This window comes from Candidatus Protochlamydia amoebophila UWE25 (genome assembly GCF_000011565.2).
Taxonomy (GTDB): domain Bacteria; phylum Chlamydiota; class Chlamydiia; order Chlamydiales; family Parachlamydiaceae; genus Protochlamydia; species Protochlamydia amoebophila.
In genome coordinates this window covers 1,348,811-1,365,166 of the sequence record NC_005861.2, presented here as the reverse complement: position 1 = coordinate 1,365,166, position 16,356 = coordinate 1,348,811, and the positions used below count along the sequence as shown (strand labels likewise).

Here is a 16,356-nt window from a genome sequence, read left to right as displayed (position 1 = left end):
TCTATTTTGATACCATAATTACTCTTCCTCTGTAAAGAAGATGGATTGAAAGATTTAAATTGCTTAAGTCAGTCAATGAAGGTTTTTGAGATTAATTTGTTGAAACAAATAAAAGAGTTTCTTTATGTTAATCAGTTTAGTAAAACTCTAATGGCGTATATGAATTACTTTTTAAGTATTATTTTTCTATTTTTTATAAATACTTGTGAAGGTTATATTTACGATCTTTCTGTCTGCGCTATTTTCAAAAACGAAGCCCCTTATTTAAGAGAATGGATAGAATATCATCGTTTAATAGGTGTGAAGCATTTTTATTTATATAATCATGACAGTACAGACCACTATGATTGCATTTTAGAGCCTTATATTCAGTTAGGGATAGTTGAGCTTGAAAATGCCATTAATTATCCTGATTTTAATGGAACACAAGTTGATTGTTATAATAGATGTTTGATTAAAAGCAGAGGAGTTTCTACATGGGTTGCTTTTATTGATATCGATGAATTCATTTTACCAGCTTTAAATGTAGATTTAGCTTGGCTTCTTTCTCATTATATAAATTATGCAGGAGTCGCTTTAAATTGGCGCTGTTTTGGAACGTCTCAAATTGCTAATTTAAAGGAAGATGAGCTTATGATTAGTCAATTAGTCATGTGTTCGCTCCCTGACTATTCTGCAAATGTTCATGTCAAAAGTATCGTGCGCCCAGAGTTGGTCGTGCAGTTTTGTTGTCCGCATAATCCAGTTTATGTACCAGGTTATTATGCTGTAGATGTAGATAAGTTTCCTCAAGAAGGTCCTTTAAGTCAAACTGTTAAGCTTAACCAAATTAGAATTAACCATTACTGGACTCGTGATGAACATTTTTTTACTCAATATAAAAAACCTCGACGGTTGGCCTGGGGTGATTCAGAGGCTCAAATTTACTTATTTTTAAAAGATTTAAACGTTGATCGCGACGAGACTATTTTAAGGTATATTTCAAGATTGAAAATAGCAATAGAAAAGTAATTTTTTTAATCCCTACCTCACCTCACCCTCACAAAATTGATAATGATTGCTAGCAGTACAGATTCTTTAATATATAGGCCTACTCAAAAGTTTCTTAAGACCATTTTTGAAACAAAAAAAATTAATTAAGTAACCACTGTTGAGTTTATTGAAAGAACAAGCTATAAAAAAAATTCAATTTATAGAGAGTCTTTTTTCGAGGTTTATGGCTTAAATTAAATGCATCTCATTTTTGTTATGACGTCTCGCACAATTGTGAGAAACATGTTATTGGATAGATGGGATATAATCGTTTATTAAAAAGCTTTAAAAAATATCAAAAACAGGCTCATTTATTTCCTAAACTCTCTTATAATAGATGTCGGCGTATGTCAGATAAACCTCTTTATACTAATCGTTTAATTCATGAGAAATCTCCCTACTTACTACAACATGCTCACAATCCTGTTGATTGGTATCCATGGGGAGAAGAAGCCTTTCATATTGCGAAAACTCAAGATAAACCTATATTTCTTTCGATTGGTTATGCGACTTGTCATTGGTGTCATGTAATGGAACGAGAGTCTTTTGAAGATATAGAAGTGGCCGATTCAATGAACCAAACTTTTGTGAGCATTAAAGTCGATCGAGAAGAACTACCAGAAGTAGATAGTTTATATATGGAATTTTCTCAGAGTATGATGGCTGGGGCAGCGGGATGGCCACTGAATGTTATCTTAACACCTGATCTTCAGCCCTTTTTCGCGACTACTTATTTGCCATCTCATAGTAGTCATGGAATGATGGGTTTGATCGATTTAATTCAACGAATTGCGGAGCTTTGGTCAAGTGAGGAAAGAGAAAAAATCATCACACAAGCAGAGAAGATTGTTGAAGTGTTTTCGAAGGCTGTTCATACCACAGGAGAAGATATTCCTGATGAAGAACAAATTTCTATCACAGCAGATTTATTATATAAAATGGCTGATCCAACTTATGGTGGAATTAAAGGAGCTCCGAAATTTCCAATAGGTTATCAGTATAGTTTTATGTTGCGATATTATGCAAATATGAAAGATAGTCGTGCCCTTTTTCTTGTTGAAAGAACCCTAGATATGCTTCATCGGGGGGGGATTTATGATCATTTAGGGGGAGGCTTTTCTCGTTATAGTATTGATGAAAAATGGCTTGTTCCTCATTTTGAAAAAATGCTTTATGATAATGCAATTCTAGCTCAGAGCTATTTAGAAGCTTGGCAATTGACTAAAAAAAATCTTTATAAAGAGGTTGCTCAGGAAATTCTGAACTACATATTGCGTGACATGACTTATTCAGATGGAGGATTTTATTCCGCTGAAGATGCAGATTCGGAAGGGCATGAAGGATTTTTTTATACGTGGAAAGAGGAAGAGGTAAAAGAAATTCTAGGGGATCATAGCCAATTATTTTGCGAATATTATGATATCACCGCAGAGGGCAATTTTGAAGGAAGAAATATTCTTCATACTCCTTTAAATTTAGAAGAATTTGCTTCTAAACATCAGCAAGATATTGATCAATTAAGAATTATATTTGACAATCAACGGAAAAAGTTGTGGTCTGCCAGAGAAAAGCGAATCCATCCTCTAAAAGATGATAAAATATTAAGTTCTTGGAATGGACTAATGATTTATTCTTTTGCTGAAGCAGCATTTACATTTGACTGCCCCCTTTATCTAGAAGCAGCAGTTAAAGCGGCCCGCTTCATAAAGAACAAACTTTGGAAAAACCAGAAATTATTACGCCGGTGGAGAGAAGGACAAGCGATGTTTCAAGCTGGTTTAGATGAATATGCTTTTATGATTAAAGGGGCACTATCTTTATTTGAAGCTAACGCTGGAACGGAATGGTTAGAATGGGCAATAGAAATGGCGACTTTATTGAAAGATCAATATAAGGCCGAAGAAGGGGCTTTTTATCAAACTGATGGAGGTGATAAAAATCTCTTACTAAGAAAATGTCAATTTTCTGATGGAGCCGAGCCTTCTGGAAATGCTGTTCACTGTGAGAATTTATTAAGGCTTTATCAATTAACGAATGAAGAAGATTATTTAGCACAAGCTGAAGATATCTTTAAAGGTGTTAAAGAATATTTAGAAAATTATGCCCCAGGGTATTGCTATCACGTCATGAATTTGCTACGTTATTATGATGATACAAGCCCTACAATAGTCATTGCATTAAATTCTACAAGAGAACATGAACAGGCTATTAAACAATTACTTTATCAAAATTTTATTCCTCATAAAGCAATCATTTGGCAAACACAAGATTTACAGTTGGAAGAAATTATTCCTTATGTAAAAGAGCAAGAAGCGCGTGATGACCAAACAACTTTATATATTTGTTACGAGGGTGCATGTCAACAACCTATCATAGATTTAAAGCAGATGAAAGAAGCTATTGAAAAACTTTGAAACACGCCTTAAACTTTTTTCCAAGAGATGGTACTCTACAGAAAAATATTTATATTTTTTGCTTTAAGAGTTTATAATTAAACGTTTCTATAAAAACCGCAGAATTAGTATAATAGGCTTCTTTAACCATGGCGGATAATGACAGCAATTTATAAAAAACTTTTGGAAATTCAAGATGCTCAGACATTTGAACACTTGGATTATTTCAAAGATTCACAAATGTGGACTACAATGACGATTGATGAACGGTCTTTATTTGCCCGTTTATTGGTCTTGCAAGGAGCCTCACAACTTGCTGAAGGCAATCATCAAGTCTTGGGCAATTTTGAAATTGCTAATCAAGTAACTAATTATTCTCCGGCTATTCTTTATCAACAAGGACTCGTTTTTGCTGCTTATCCAGACAATTTACGCTGCCTAAATTATGCTCATCAAGCTTTTGATCAAGCAACCCAAAAGGATTCGTCTTTATTTGATGCTTGGTATCAAGGTGCCTTAGTTTTGTTAAAAATAGGTATGTTTGAAAATGATTTTTATCACTTAACGGAAGCCCAGCAAAAATTTCAAAAAGCTTCTAATATGCTTATTGAGAATTCACCTGTTGAAAAAGAATTTTATTGGAAATGGGGTCTCTGCTTAGCTGTTTTGGGTCGTTGCTGTGGCGAACCAAATGATTTTTACCGTTCGGTCGAAAAATATCGAAAAGCAGAAGAAGTGGGATCTGCTAGCGAGGAATTTTATATTGATTATGGGCATGCTTTAGCCGATTTAGCTTCTTTATTAGATCAGTCCACCTACTATCATGAAGCATTGCAATGTTTTAATCGCTCCACTCAAATAAATCCTTTGAATTTTGAGGGCTGGTACCAGCAAGCCTGTTGTTTACTTCGTCTTAGTGAAACTTCATTAGAACCTTTTTTTATCGAACAAGCGGATGAATGCTTTGCAAAAGCTTCTGAATTAGACGCGCTAAATAGTTTGCTATGGCTGAAATGGGGCCAAATGGAAATGCTTTTTGGAAAAGCAACTCGAGATTTAAAGAAAGTGGAAGAAAGTTTGAATAAATTCCAAAAAGCAAATGACATCGATCCGAATCATCCTCATGTTTTAAGTAGTTGGGCTGAAACAGAACTCTTTTTAGGAGCTCAGCATGAAAAATTAGATTGGATTCAATCTGCCAAAACAAAAATTACAAAAAGTTTGGAAATTAATCCTGAGTCTCCAGATGGGTGGTATCTTTACGGCTCTTGTTTAAATGAGTTGGGCCGCTATTTTGGTGAGGAGGTTTACTATCGTCAAGCAATTGAAAAATTTCAGTATGGTTTGTCCCTGACACGACAAAACCCACTTCTTTGGTATGGACTCGCTCTGGCCCACTTTGCGATTGGAGAGTTGAGTGAAGATCAATTATTTTTTGAAAAGGCAGTTCATTACTGTTCCCGTGTTATCGAGTGTGGCGGAGGAGTTTTTGCTCAATTTTGGAATGACTGGGGCGTCTCTCTCATGAAATTAGCAGAAATGACAGGCCAACGACATTTAGTCGAACAAGCAATTGAAAAATTTGAACGAGCACTTAAACAGCCTCTCGTTGATCTCGACATGACTGATTTAGATTTAGAATGGGTCTATAACTATGGTTGTGCCTACGATTTATTGGGTGATATCACTGAAGAGCCTCAATATTTTGAAAAGTCTATTCAAATTTTATTACAAATTTTAGAACTTGATCCCGATTATGTTCAAGCTCGATACAACCTTGCAATGGCTTATTCCCACTTGGGAGAAGCTTTGTGCGATATCGAGCCTTACTTTAAAGCGATTGAACATTTTCAGTTAATCCTTGAACAAGATTCTGAGGATGAAATCATTCATATGGATTTCGGCGTTTCTCTGATTAATTTAGCGATCTTGGTTCATGACATTCATCATATTGAAAAATCTCATGGCTTTTATAGGCAAGCTGAAAGTCATTTAATGCAATCGATTGCATTAGGCAATACGCAAGCTTATTATCAGATTGCTGGTTTATATTCATTGACAGGGCATTCGCAGCATACCATGCATTATCTTGAGAAAGCGTTAAATTCCGGAGCTCTTCCTCCGTTGGAAGATTTACTTCATGATGAATGGTTAGAAGGTGTTAGACAAACTCCCGCTTTCAAACAATTTATTAATCAACTTTCCAGTCAACATTTTAATGATGACAAATAAATGAGTTTACATTTTTTAAACTTACTAGAAGATAAATGATGCAGCTCATGTTTTTTAAAGTTTTTTCGTGAAAAAACCTTACTTTTTATCCTTATTATTAGGAATTCATTTCTATTGCTTTTAATTATCCTTAAAATTAGTTAATAATCTAGAAAAGATAGGGCAGATTTGCTAGTTGATCTAGGTTTATTTCAGTTTTTAATGAAGCAAGAGCCCAATTTCATCACGAGTTACTTTGAGCCATTAGCCTAAAAAAAGAAAGTAAGCCTTTTATTTAAAATTTTAACTCATCTTACACATGGTAAGATGAGTTAAAAAAAGTTAGGCTTTTCCACCAGCTCGTTTGCGGTCATTCTCTAAAAGATGACGTTTTCGCATACGGATGCTGTCAGGAGTGACTTCGATTAATTCATCATCTTGGATATAATCAATTGCCTGTTCAAGAGTAAACCGGCGAGCAGGGATTAAGATAATGTTTTCATCACTTCCAGAAGCTCTGACGTTTGTCAATTGTTTTCCTTTAGTTACGTTGACCACTAAGTCATTATCGCGACTATTCTCTCCAACGACCATTCCTTCGTAAACCTCATCCCCGGGAGCAACAAACATGACTCCACGATCTTGTAAATTAAAGCAAGCGTAACCGCTGGTTTTGCCTGGTCCATTAGAGAGTAAGACACCCCTTGTACGACCAGGAATAGTTCCTTTCCAAGGAGAAAAGTTTTCAAAAACAGACGTCAAAATTCCGAGACCTCTAGTCGCGGTTAAAAAGTCATTGCGATAACCCATGAGCCCTCTTGTAGGAATCAAAAAGTCTATAGCAGTAATTCCATTTTCATCTGTATCTAGTAGTTGAAGTTCTCCTTTGCGTCGGGAAAGTTCTTCAATCACTGTTCCTGAGTAGTCTTGTGGAACCTCAATATGTACCCGTTCAATCGGTTCGTATTTCTCGCCATTGACTTCTTTAATAATAACTCGAGGTTTAGAAATGCTAAACTCGTATTGTTCACGGCGCATAGCTTCTACTAAAACAGCTAAGTGAAGCTCTCCGCGACCTGATACAGTAATTTTATCTTGATCTCCGCTCTCATCTTCGATTCTGAGGGAAATATTAGCGCGTTTTTCTTTTTCTAAGCGATCGCGAATTTTATTCATTGTAACGTGTTTACCACTACGACCAACAAATGGGCTATTATTAACTGTCATATCGACGGAAACTGTAGGTTCATCTAGCTTAATACGAGGAAGTCGAACAATTTTTTTAGGATCGCAAATTGTGTCACCAATTGTCACTTCTGGAATACCTGATAAGATGACAATGTCGCCTACGCCAGCTTCTTCCATTTCAACTTTTTCAATTCCTAAATGCCCTTCAATACGGGTAATTGTGCATTTGGTTTCCACCCCATTTTCATCGATATGAATGAGCTGCTGTCCTTTTTTGACAGTCCCTTCTAAAATTTTTCCACAAGCTTGACGGCCAACATAATCATCATAAGTAATTGTAGATACATGCATTAAGAAAGGATTTTCGAGGCTACCTTTAGGCTGTTGTACGGCGTAAGTAATAAGTTCAAATAAAGGACGCATATCTTTATGTGTATCGTGCATGTGGTGCATCGCAAATCCTGATAACCCTGATGCATAGCAATAGCGGAAATCAAGTTGTTCATCTGTTGCACCAAGTTCACTAAATAGATCAAATGTTAAGTCTAATACTCTATCTGGGTTGGCATGAGGTCGGTCAATTTTATTTAAGACGACAATAGGTTTAATGCCCATTTTTAATGATTTAGAAAGAACAAAGCGGGTTTGAGGCATCGGTCCCTCTTGGGCATCTACAAGTAGTAGGACTGAATCTACCATTCCTAAAATACGTTCGACTTCACCTGAGAAATCAGCGTGTCCTGGAGTGTCAATAATATTAATTTTGAAATCATCAAAGTAAACAGACGTATGTTTAGCAAAAATAGTAATTCCACGTTCTTGTTCTTGATCATATGAGTCCATAACGCGTTCGCGAACTTGTTGATTATCGCGAAAAATTTTAGACTGTTTAAGCAAAGCATCTAACAATGTTGTTTTACCGTGGTCAATGTGCGCAATGATCGCAATATTACGGATTTTTTCAGGAGAATACATAAAGTGATCTTTTAGTTTATGAGGCTAAACTTTTCAGCCAGGTTAATAATTCAAACATTTTATATAAATCATAAATGATAAGCTTTCAGAATTTAAAAAATCAAGTTTAAAATTCCTTTTAGAGGTATTCTCTAATTTATTTTTAACTTATTTGTGTAAACAATATATCCTCATCAATTTCTTTAATTGAATTAACATTTATAAGAATGTTAAAGCCATGTATAGTTGTGCTAGGCTTATTAATTGTTTAAGGAAGAATGTGGAATTAAATCACTCAAATGAAAATGAAAAATTTGAAGAGGCGAGTGTCTCAGGAAATCTAATGGATTCTCGAAGAAGCCAATTAGACGATGTCCTCAATGAAAAGCTTGAGCAAGCCTTTCATAAGCCCACTTCTCAATTCATGCTGCATGATATTGCTAAAATTGCAAGTGAACATGATCCTATCGACCTTGCGTATGCTGTCACAAGGCTTCCTCCCAATGCACGTGTTGTTGTGTATGAAAACTTACCTGATTTAAATGCCAAGATCATTTTTATGATTAATGTTGGCAGTACGACCCGGACCTCCATTTTTTCACAAATTAATGATCAGGAAATTAAACGACTTTTAGAAAGGATGCCTCCTGATGAAGCGACATGGCTTTTAGACGATATGTCGAATCGGCGAATGAAGCGAGTATTGGATTTATTAGAACCAAAAAAAGCAATGCGCATTCGAGAGCTTTATAAACATGAAAGAAATAGTGCTGGTCGTATGATGACGAATGAATTTTTTTCATTTCATATGAACACCACAATCGGAGAAGTTGCTGCAGTCATCAGAGATAATCCAGGAATTGATTTAACACGTCGAATTTTTGTATTAGCAGATGATGAGGAACTAGTCGGTTTTGTCCCGGCCCGTAATTTGATTGTCAATCCTCCTTACATTCCAATTCGACAAGTCATGCGTCCAATCCTTCATCAAATCAACGTAGAAGATTCTCGTGATGAAGCCGTTGATATTGTGGAGCGCTATAAAATTTCTGCTTTACCTGTTGTGGATGAGCAAAATCATTTGCTCGGCGTGATTACCTATGAAAATGTTTTAGAAGCTTTAAAAGATATTGCTGATGAAACCATTGCTAGTTTTGCTGGTACAGCCGAAGATTTCAGTGAACATGAACCTATTTTTAAAAGATTTTTGTGGCGCGCTCCCTGGTTAATTGTAACATTGTGTGCAGGGCTTGTCACAGCAACAGCTTTATCACACTTTAAAGACCGAAATTGGTTTACTTTTGTCGCTCTCTTTGTCCCTTTAATTGCCGGAATGTCTGGCAATGTGGGCATTCAGTGTAGCACAATTTTAGTTAGGGGAATGTCTACTGGAGAACTTTCGCATGGTTCTCGCCGAGAAGCCATTCTTGAAGAACTTAGTATTGGTGTCTTAATTGGAATTATTTTCGGTTTAGTTTGTGGGGTATTTGTTTACTTACTTAATCGTTTCGATGTTCATTATGCTGGCTCAAGTCCGCTTGTGTTAGGCGCAATCGTCAGTTGTGGATTACTCGGAGCCTGTTTGATGGCGACACTATTAGGTTCATTATCGCCGTTTTTCTTTGCTCGTTTTCGCATAGATCCAGCCGTTGCTTCTGGACCTATTGTTACGGCCTTTAATGACGTTTTATCTACTCTGATGTACATCTTCATTGCCAAAATGATTAGTACATTTTTTCTCCCAACAATGTAATTAAATTAGTGTTGATTAGAAAATGATGAATTCGAAACTAAGCGAAAATGATGTTTTCGCTTAGAAAAAAAGCATATTTTTATCTAGCAATTTAAGCTTGATTGAGTTGAATATCTGTGATATCAGTCGGGTGGTAGTTAGGCAAAGTCACAGGTGTTTTGTAAGAAGCTACTTTCTTTTGAAAAGTAGAAAGATGATTTAAAAAATCGTTTTTTCGTTCTTCAAAATGATTATTCGTTAAAGCAGCTTTTTTGAATTTTTTTAGCTCTACTTGCAAATTTTTTAAGTTTTTTTTTGCAATATTTGTTCGTAGTAATTCTTTTAAAATCAAAAATTTAGCATCTATATTGGCTAGATCTTGTTTTGGAGTGCCGATTTTCCTAGCTTCATTAGCAAAATCAGTAAAAAGATTAACATCAGCTTCTCCCTGGCAAAGATTTTGATAATGATTTAAGTAAGTGTTAAAACTTCTTCGAATCTCTCCAAAATAAGGAGATAAGGTTGCTTCTCGAAAACAATCCATTATTTCCCGTAATTGTTCGATATCTTTTTTTAGATGACTAAACTCCGGTCCATCAAGTTTTTTTAATTCATCCTTCATTTGAATAAAATACTTTTTTCGACATGTTGTTCCATTGCCCAAATGCCTTAAATTCTCAACAACGTGCCAAGCTTTTTCATCGTAATATTTATCAATGCGATGCTTAGCAAAGGTACAAGCCCCTAACAAGAGTGTAAAACCGGTAATAGTTGAAAGAGCCGCCATGGCTTTACCAAATATAAGCGGTATTAACACAGCAATTGCTAATGCTAAACTAGTAGAGGTTGTTAAAAACGTAACATCATGCTTATTTAGGGCGATAATATTTCTCTCATACCATCCCTTAAAATGTTTAGGCCACACATCATCTTGGATCCAAGTTTGCAAGGAGTTGAATGTCTTTTGAATCCACTGTTTAGAAATTATTGTATAATTCCTTACAAATGTATATGCAGTTTGTAATCCATGTTGCACATTTGTTTGCGTTTGACTAATTAAAGATGGGACTGTCATTATTTTTCTCTTATAATAAAGTTGTTAAACACCAATACCATTTATTTCTAATTTATGATAAAAATTGTCCTTTTCGTTCACCTATTTATGACAAAAATGAAAATGTATGATCCATTAAATTAAAATTTCTTTGAGATTCCAGATGTTTCAGCAATTCAAATCGTTAGATGAGATAGTGTATCTTACTTGGATTAAACTAAAAGTTATAGTGATTAATTTTATTGAATTTATGCGTGTGATTTTCCATTATTACGGTGAACTCAAATTTTTAAAAATAGATCTCAAGCTTATCATATCTTACTTTTTTAACAATCCTTATCAAGTGAGCAAACAATTTTTAAGTTCCAAAAGATCTAAAAATCTTTATGCTTATGGGGAAACCCCTTTGACAACTTTAGAGTTAATCGCTAAAGAATGCCAATTATCTGTAAGAGACACTGTGTTTGAGCTGGGATGTGGAAGAGGACGTACCTGTTTCTGGCTTCATCATTTCATCGGTTGCCAAGTCGTTGGAATTGATTATGTACCGCAATTTATTGAGCGAGCAAATGAGGTTAAAGCTTTATTCCATCTTTCTGGTATCGAATTTCGTTTAGAAAATTTTTTGGAAACTAACTTTTCTCGCGCAACTATTATTTATCTCTATGGATCTTGTTATTCTACTTCATTTATTAAACAACTGGTTTCTCATTTGGAAACACTTCCCCTAGGAACAAAAGTCGTGACGGTGAGTTATCCTTTGACCAATTATCAAAAAAAACCTTCATTTAATTTGCTCAAGCAATTTCCGGCCAAATTCACTTGGGGAGTTGCTGAAGTTTATTTACAAATTAAAAAGTAAACCTCTTTTAAAAACTATTTTTAAAGAGGTTTACTAACTGCTTAAGCCGCGTTAGCTAATTGTTCAATCACACGCTGAGAAGCTTGATGAGCACGATCAGCAGTAGATAGAGCGCGATCAAACTCTTGATTTTCCCGCTGAAGTTCTTGAGAATGGTCTTGAATTAAAGCACCCACTGTCTGATACTGGTGATCATGGTGTTCAACTCTTCCCCTAGACTTATTATCAAGATGTTCACGTGTTGTACTAATAGTCTGACTGATTCCTTGTCCAATTTGAGCTCCTGCTCCCCCAGCAAATGCTCCAGCAATCGCTGCCACACCCGCAAAAGCTGCAGTTACGATAGGAGCGCTGCGGTCATATTCAGCTAATTTTTTTTCCACTTTTTCTGTTTGACGATCTTTTTCAATCAAACGTAGTTGATAAGACAGCCTTTTATTTTGGAGGCGTAGTTGACCTTCAGCCATACCAAAATCTAAAAAAAGGATATCAATGCTTTTTTTTCCCATTTCGTTAATTAAAGCAGGGCTTAAGGTGATTAAGTGTTGGTATTGACTTGGGAGGTTTGTTCCTTGACCTACTTCAGTCGTCCTTGTAATACTTTCAACTTTAATAGTCATAAAGACTCCTTATTTTATCATTAAATTAATTTTAAGTTGCAGAAACATTTCTTCTCATTCTTTCCAGACTTTTGATAAGTTTAATTAACATTTCTTTGAAATAGGCGTCAGTTTCGGCGATAGTGCCCATTTTTTCACGGTAGTCGTCCGTCCAACCTTTTGTTAATTCAATATCATGTTTATGAGAAGTTAATACTCCTTTTGTTTGGTTGCTCTTTGCATTGATATAGCCTTTTCCACCAGCTGAAAAAGCAGTCAGTAAACCTGTGAAGAATGCTCCCATTTTGGCGGGTATAGCCAAAGCTGTTGCGGCCCCGGTCAAGATGGGCATGCTAAAACTCAGAGTGATAACCATCGCTGCCACCCCACAGATAAAAGTCGCTGCAATCGCTATTTTTTGTGCTGTATCTAAATAACCCGCAAGCTTTTCATCTTTTTTGAGTGCTTCTTTAATTTCCTCTAACGTTCGTTCTTGAATCTTGCGTAGGTTTTGTAATTGATCAAAGGAGTTTTGCGAAATTTCTGCCTGATCTCTTTCCAGTTCTAGTTGAGCTTTTAAAACAATTGCCATCACTTGATCAATTGTTTTACTTTCCATTTGTGCCAAGTTTCTAAGTAAGTCTTTGGAAGGAAGATTTGATATTTGAGAATGACTCGTTATTTTAGGCACAAATCCCTCTAAACTTGCTTCCTGAAAAAAAGCAGGTTTATCTATTTCAGGAATAGGATGGATGGGGGCAGCTCTACGAATATCCTCATCAGATGGAGTATGGGTCGATTGAATGTTCATGGCTTTTGAAAAAAAACATTGATAGCTAACTTGTTCAGTTGCCTTCAAAGAATCTGTGTTTTCGCCGATCTCCAAAGTATCTGAATGAAATAATTCATGAATAGTTTTGCTTTTTCTGTGGTTAGTCTGGGATTCACCAGATTCAATTTCAGTAGAGTGAGTCACATAAACAGATGATAGAAGCTCAGATTTTTTAACTGACATAATAAAATCCTAATTGTTTTTAGGGCTGCTTTCCCATTGAGTTTTCATGAGAGCGACATGTTTTAATATTTGTGCATTTTGAGGAGCACTCAAACGAGCCGCTTCTAACGCTTTTAAGCCATCATCAATTTGATTGAGAGCAAAATAACAATCAGCTGCATAAATGTAAAGATAAGGATCTAATTGCTTATTGTAAAGGGATTGCGTGTGAATATAACAATTTAAGGCTTCAGAATAATCTTGCTTCATTTGTAAGCAAGCACCTAAGCCTTTCCAATATTTTGGCTCATTATGATTTACCACCGTCAGCAAACGAAAGAAGAGTGAGGCTTCTTCATATTGCCGGTCTCGATAAAGATGATAGGCCATATAATGCAAATTTTTAGTTTTTGCCATTATCTCTTTTTTTTCAAGGTCGACTAAGCGGTAATTAGATGCGGTCATCTTATCTTCCCATTGCAGCGAGGGCCGCCCTCTTGGGTTTGTCTTCGTACTTCATCGCTTGTGTCGCTAAAGTCAAATAACGATTAGATTCATCTAGATACATTTGCATTTTTTGGGTATGTTGCTTGTTTTCTTTATCCCATGCATCAGCAGATAAACCTAGATTTTGCAAAAAACGCTCCCTTTCTTCGGCATTAAAATGGGCTTTGGGATGCTCAGTTTTGGAATCCATCGGTATATTGATGCCCATTCCTTTTGCAGTGTTTAATTTTTCTAGAAATTCGGCTTTGTTTCTTAAGTCCACTTTTCCCGTCGACGGATCTATGGAGTTATTAATTTCTTGAATAATTTCATTAACAAACTTGATTCTATCTTGTTTTTGGCTAACTTCTGCTGCAAGATGATCAATTTTCTTTTTGATTTTTTCACTTTCAGAAGCGTAGAATACAACGGCTTCTAAAGTGACTGGGGTGGATAAGATATCATGGTTGGGAAGTCGAATAGCCAAATCTTCTTCGATCATTTTGGTTTGTTGGGTCATAAAACCTCCATTTTGAAAAAATTTTAACTTAAAAGGTTAGTATTATTATAATTAAGATTAATTATATCACATCCGTCTAATTAGGTAAATATTTAACTTTAATTTTAAATTTTAATTAAAATATTTCCAATCACTATAAGTTTCTTATTGAGTGGACAGTTTTTTAGGCCTAATCTCCATCAATAAAAGGAATAAAAAATATTTTAATCTAATCCTAATTAATTAAGTGAGTTGAGTATACTTGTGTATAATCCCTTCAATTTTGTATCTTATTCTCATCCAGATCAAATTCAATTCTTATTTGAAAGCTTTGCATAGGCAATCAGAATTGAAAAGTTTTAAAGCTTGAAGGCAACTCCATTCATGAATAAAAATTTTATTGAATCTAACCTAAATAAGCAAGAGCTCTCTTTTGAAGTTCCTTTACGCCCTCAGTGTTTAACTGACTTTGTCGGTCAAGATTCAATTCGTGATCGATTAGAGGTTCATATTGGAGCCGCTAGGCAACGAGGAGAGGTTCTAGGGCATTGTTTATTTAGCGGTCCTCCTGGGCTTGGTAAAACGACTCTTGCTTCTATTCTTTCTAAAGCAATGGAATCAAATTTAGTTTTAACTTCTGGGCCTGTTATTGAGAAGGCAGGAGATTTAGCCGGTATTCTAACCAGTCTAAAAACTGGGGATGTATTATTTATTGATGAAATCCATCGTTTAAATCGGTCCGTTGAAGAATATTTATATCAGGCAATGGAAGATTTTGCGTTAGATTTAATGATTGATAGTGGTCCCAATGCACGCAGTATTCAGGTAAAACTTAACCAATTTACCTTAGCAGGCGCTACAACTCGTTTAGGATTGCTTTCAGAACCTCTTCGTTCCCGATTTGCTTTTACATGTCGTCTTGAATATTATGATCCCATGATTTTACAAAAAATTTTGTTGAGAACAAGCCGAATTTTAAATGTCAAAATTGATTCGGAAGCTGCTTTGGAAATTGCCAAAAGATCTCGAGGAACTCCTCGGGTGGCTAATCATCTGCTTCGCTGGGTTCGTGATTTTGCTCAAATAAAAGCTAACAACTACATTGATCTTTCTGTTGCCAATCGAGCTTTGACCATGCTTTCCATTGATGAAAAGGGACTGGATGAAATGGATAAAAAAATGTTACAGACAATGATCGATCATTACAGTGGAGGGCCTGTAGGAATTAACGCTATCGCCGCATCAATTGGGGAAGAGCCTTCAACTGTTGAAGAAGTTTATGAACCTTATTTAATTTTGCAAGGGTTGTTAAAACGAACTCCCAGAGGACGAGAAGTGACTTCCTTAGGCTATCAACATATCGTAGGATCTTCACAAAGATAAAATAAATGACAAATAAATAGGAGAAAGAAGATGGTATTAATGAGATTTCTTCTGCTTGCTTTAACGGTTTTACCGTTAACTGTTCAGTTACAAGCGGGAATTTGGAGTGATGTTGTCGAGACTTTTAAAGGGAAAAATAAATCTACTGCTCCCACAACACGCATCTTAATTACGCATGATGTGGAAAGGGTTAATTTAGAAGTCAAAGGGAAGTATAGTTTATTTGACCCCTACACAGATTCTTTTATTAGCTCTCGCTTTATTGGAAAAAATCGAGTGGTAGAAGCATTAAGAGATGGGCTAAAATGGGGGGAATCTTTTCCGGGTTTATATCAAATTAAAATTAGGCCAGACGATACCGCTACTCGCATAATCATTAACAATAAAGAATATAAAGGTTCGATCTACATCTATGATATTGGAGGGAGTATCAGTATTGTGAATCAAGTTCCAGTAGAAGATTATATTTGTCAGATTTTATCTGTTTATGAAAATAATCAAATCCATCCGGAAGCCTTATCTGCACTGGCGATTATAGCTCGGACTAATGCCTACTTTCAAGCAGTAAACCCTAAAAATACTTATTGGGCGGTGGACGCTCAAAAAGTAGGTTATGAGGGAACAGCTTTTGTGCCGGCTGAAGTGGAAGATGCTGTTCGTTTAACACGTTATATGATCATGAGCCGCACAGGCGTTTACGAAGGAATTGCTACCCCTTTTGCAGCTCAAATAAACGGACAGTTATTTGGCGCACAGGCAGCCAAAGAAATTGAATCAGCCAAAATTTCTTTAGAAGAAGCTAATAAAATGGCTGAAAATGGATCCCATGCTGCCCAGATTCTTGCCAAAGCATTTCCTGGTACCACGATTATGTTAATCGAATATGCCAACTAATTTCTTTTTGCCGATGTTGGTTTGGTAACCAGCATCGACTTTCCTTTCTATCTATCTACTTCTTCTTTTAGCGCA

The 16,356-nt window shown here is 35.8% G+C and carries 13 protein-coding genes; 7 read left to right on the top strand and 6 right to left on the bottom strand.

Features of this window, described 5'->3' with window-relative positions:
• Nucleotides 1-159 precede the first annotated feature (159 nt).
• The 3 genes from PC_RS09950 to PC_RS05395 all read left to right on the top strand — a co-directional run bounded on the left by PC_RS09950 (nt 160) and on the right by PC_RS05395 (nt 5,657).
• The gene (locus PC_RS09950; RefSeq protein ID WP_181679067.1) at nt 160-1,011 is read left to right on the top strand and encodes a glycosyltransferase family 92 protein; all 852 of its coding nucleotides are present in this window, start codon (nt 160-162) and stop codon (nt 1,009-1,011) included.
• 368 nt (nt 1,012-1,379) lie between these two features.
• Complete coding sequence (locus tag PC_RS05400; RefSeq protein ID WP_044045450.1) at nt 1,380-3,446, top strand: thioredoxin domain-containing protein; 2,067 nt, start codon at nt 1,380-1,382, stop codon at nt 3,444-3,446.
• A gap of 138 nt (nt 3,447-3,584) precedes the next feature.
• Entirely contained in the window at nt 3,585-5,657 is a 2,073-nt protein-coding gene (locus PC_RS05395; protein WP_044045016.1) for a tetratricopeptide repeat protein, read from the top strand.
• A 321-nt stretch (nt 5,658-5,978) separates the two neighbouring features.
• On the opposite strand, the gene typA is transcribed toward PC_RS05395, so the two are convergent.
• On the bottom strand, nt 5,979-7,799 hold the full coding sequence (typA, locus tag PC_RS05390) for a translational GTPase TypA (protein WP_011175666.1): 1,821 nt from the start codon (nt 7,797-7,799) through the stop codon (nt 5,979-5,981).
• A gap of 322 nt (nt 7,800-8,121) precedes the next feature.
• On the opposite strand from typA, the gene mgtE reads away from it, so the two are divergent.
• Nucleotides 8,122-9,531 carry a magnesium transporter gene (mgtE, locus tag PC_RS05385; protein ID WP_039359094.1) on the top strand — a complete coding sequence of 470 codons (1,410 nt, stop codon included), beginning with the start codon at nt 8,122-8,124 and terminating at the stop codon, nt 9,529-9,531.
• A gap of 91 nt (nt 9,532-9,622) precedes the next feature.
• On the opposite strand, the gene PC_RS05380 is transcribed toward mgtE, so the two are convergent.
• On the bottom strand, nt 9,623-10,585 hold the full coding sequence (locus PC_RS05380; protein ID WP_011175664.1) for a hypothetical protein: 963 nt from the start codon (nt 10,583-10,585) through the stop codon (nt 9,623-9,625).
• A 142-nt stretch (nt 10,586-10,727) separates the two neighbouring features.
• Between PC_RS05380 and PC_RS05375 the strand changes: the two genes are divergently transcribed.
• Nucleotides 10,728-11,426, top strand: a complete 699-nt coding sequence (locus PC_RS05375; RefSeq protein ID WP_052278658.1) for an SAM-dependent methyltransferase — start codon at nt 10,728-10,730, stop codon at nt 11,424-11,426.
• 41 nt (nt 11,427-11,467) lie between these two features.
• Here PC_RS05375 and PC_RS05370 read toward each other — a convergent pair whose 3' ends face one another.
• The 4 genes from PC_RS05370 to PC_RS05355 are packed head-to-tail and all read right to left on the bottom strand — an operon-like array spanning nt 11,468 to nt 14,025.
• Entirely contained in the window at nt 11,468-12,046 is a 579-nt protein-coding gene (locus PC_RS05370) for a hypothetical protein (RefSeq protein ID WP_011175662.1), read from the bottom strand.
• Between the two features lie 31 nt (nt 12,047-12,077).
• Nucleotides 12,078-13,040, bottom strand: coding sequence for a hypothetical protein (locus PC_RS05365; protein ID WP_011175661.1), 963 nt, complete (start codon nt 13,038-13,040; stop codon nt 12,078-12,080).
• A 9-nt stretch (nt 13,041-13,049) separates the two neighbouring features.
• Entirely contained in the window at nt 13,050-13,484 is a 435-nt protein-coding gene (locus PC_RS09945) for a tetratricopeptide repeat protein (RefSeq protein ID WP_052278657.1), read from the bottom strand.
• Between the two features lies 1 nt (nt 13,485).
• Nucleotides 13,486-14,025, bottom strand: a complete 540-nt coding sequence (locus tag PC_RS05355; protein ID WP_011175659.1) for a hypothetical protein — start codon at nt 14,023-14,025, stop codon at nt 13,486-13,488.
• Between the two features lie 363 nt (nt 14,026-14,388).
• Here PC_RS05355 and ruvB point away from each other — a divergent pair, with 363 nt between their 5' ends.
• Nucleotides 14,389-15,387, top strand: a complete 999-nt coding sequence (gene ruvB, locus PC_RS05350; protein ID WP_011175658.1) for a Holliday junction branch migration DNA helicase RuvB — start codon at nt 14,389-14,391, stop codon at nt 15,385-15,387.
• A gap of 30 nt (nt 15,388-15,417) precedes the next feature.
• Nucleotides 15,418-16,281, top strand: a complete 864-nt coding sequence (locus tag PC_RS05345; protein WP_011175657.1) for a SpoIID/LytB domain-containing protein — start codon at nt 15,418-15,420, stop codon at nt 16,279-16,281.
• The last annotated feature ends 75 nt before the right edge of the window (nt 16,282-16,356 follow it).

Coding starts and splice junctions, on each gene's coding strand:
- PC_RS09950 (WP_181679067.1), top strand. CDS start 160: ATGAATTACTTTTTAAGTATTATTTTTCTATTTTTTATAAATACTTGT.
- PC_RS05400 (WP_044045450.1), top strand. CDS start 1,380: ATGTCAGATAAACCTCTTTATACTAATCGTTTAATTCATGAGAAATCT.
- PC_RS05395 (WP_044045016.1), top strand. CDS start 3,585: ATGACAGCAATTTATAAAAAACTTTTGGAAATTCAAGATGCTCAGACA.
- typA (WP_011175666.1), bottom strand. CDS start 7,799: ATGTATTCTCCTGAAAAAATCCGTAATATTGCGATCATTGCGCACATT.
- mgtE (WP_039359094.1), top strand. CDS start 8,122: ATGGATTCTCGAAGAAGCCAATTAGACGATGTCCTCAATGAAAAGCTT.
- PC_RS05380 (WP_011175664.1), bottom strand. CDS start 10,585: ATGACAGTCCCATCTTTAATTAGTCAAACGCAAACAAATGTGCAACAT.
- PC_RS05375 (WP_052278658.1), top strand. CDS start 10,728: ATGTTTCAGCAATTCAAATCGTTAGATGAGATAGTGTATCTTACTTGG.
- PC_RS05370 (WP_011175662.1), bottom strand. CDS start 12,046: ATGACTATTAAAGTTGAAAGTATTACAAGGACGACTGAAGTAGGTCAA.
- PC_RS05365 (WP_011175661.1), bottom strand. CDS start 13,040: ATGTCAGTTAAAAAATCTGAGCTTCTATCATCTGTTTATGTGACTCAC.
- PC_RS09945 (WP_052278657.1), bottom strand. CDS start 13,484: ATGACCGCATCTAATTACCGCTTAGTCGACCTTGAAAAAAAAGAGATA.
- PC_RS05355 (WP_011175659.1), bottom strand. CDS start 14,025: ATGACCCAACAAACCAAAATGATCGAAGAAGATTTGGCTATTCGACTT.
- ruvB (WP_011175658.1), top strand. CDS start 14,389: ATGAATAAAAATTTTATTGAATCTAACCTAAATAAGCAAGAGCTCTCT.
- PC_RS05345 (WP_011175657.1), top strand. CDS start 15,418: ATGGTATTAATGAGATTTCTTCTGCTTGCTTTAACGGTTTTACCGTTA.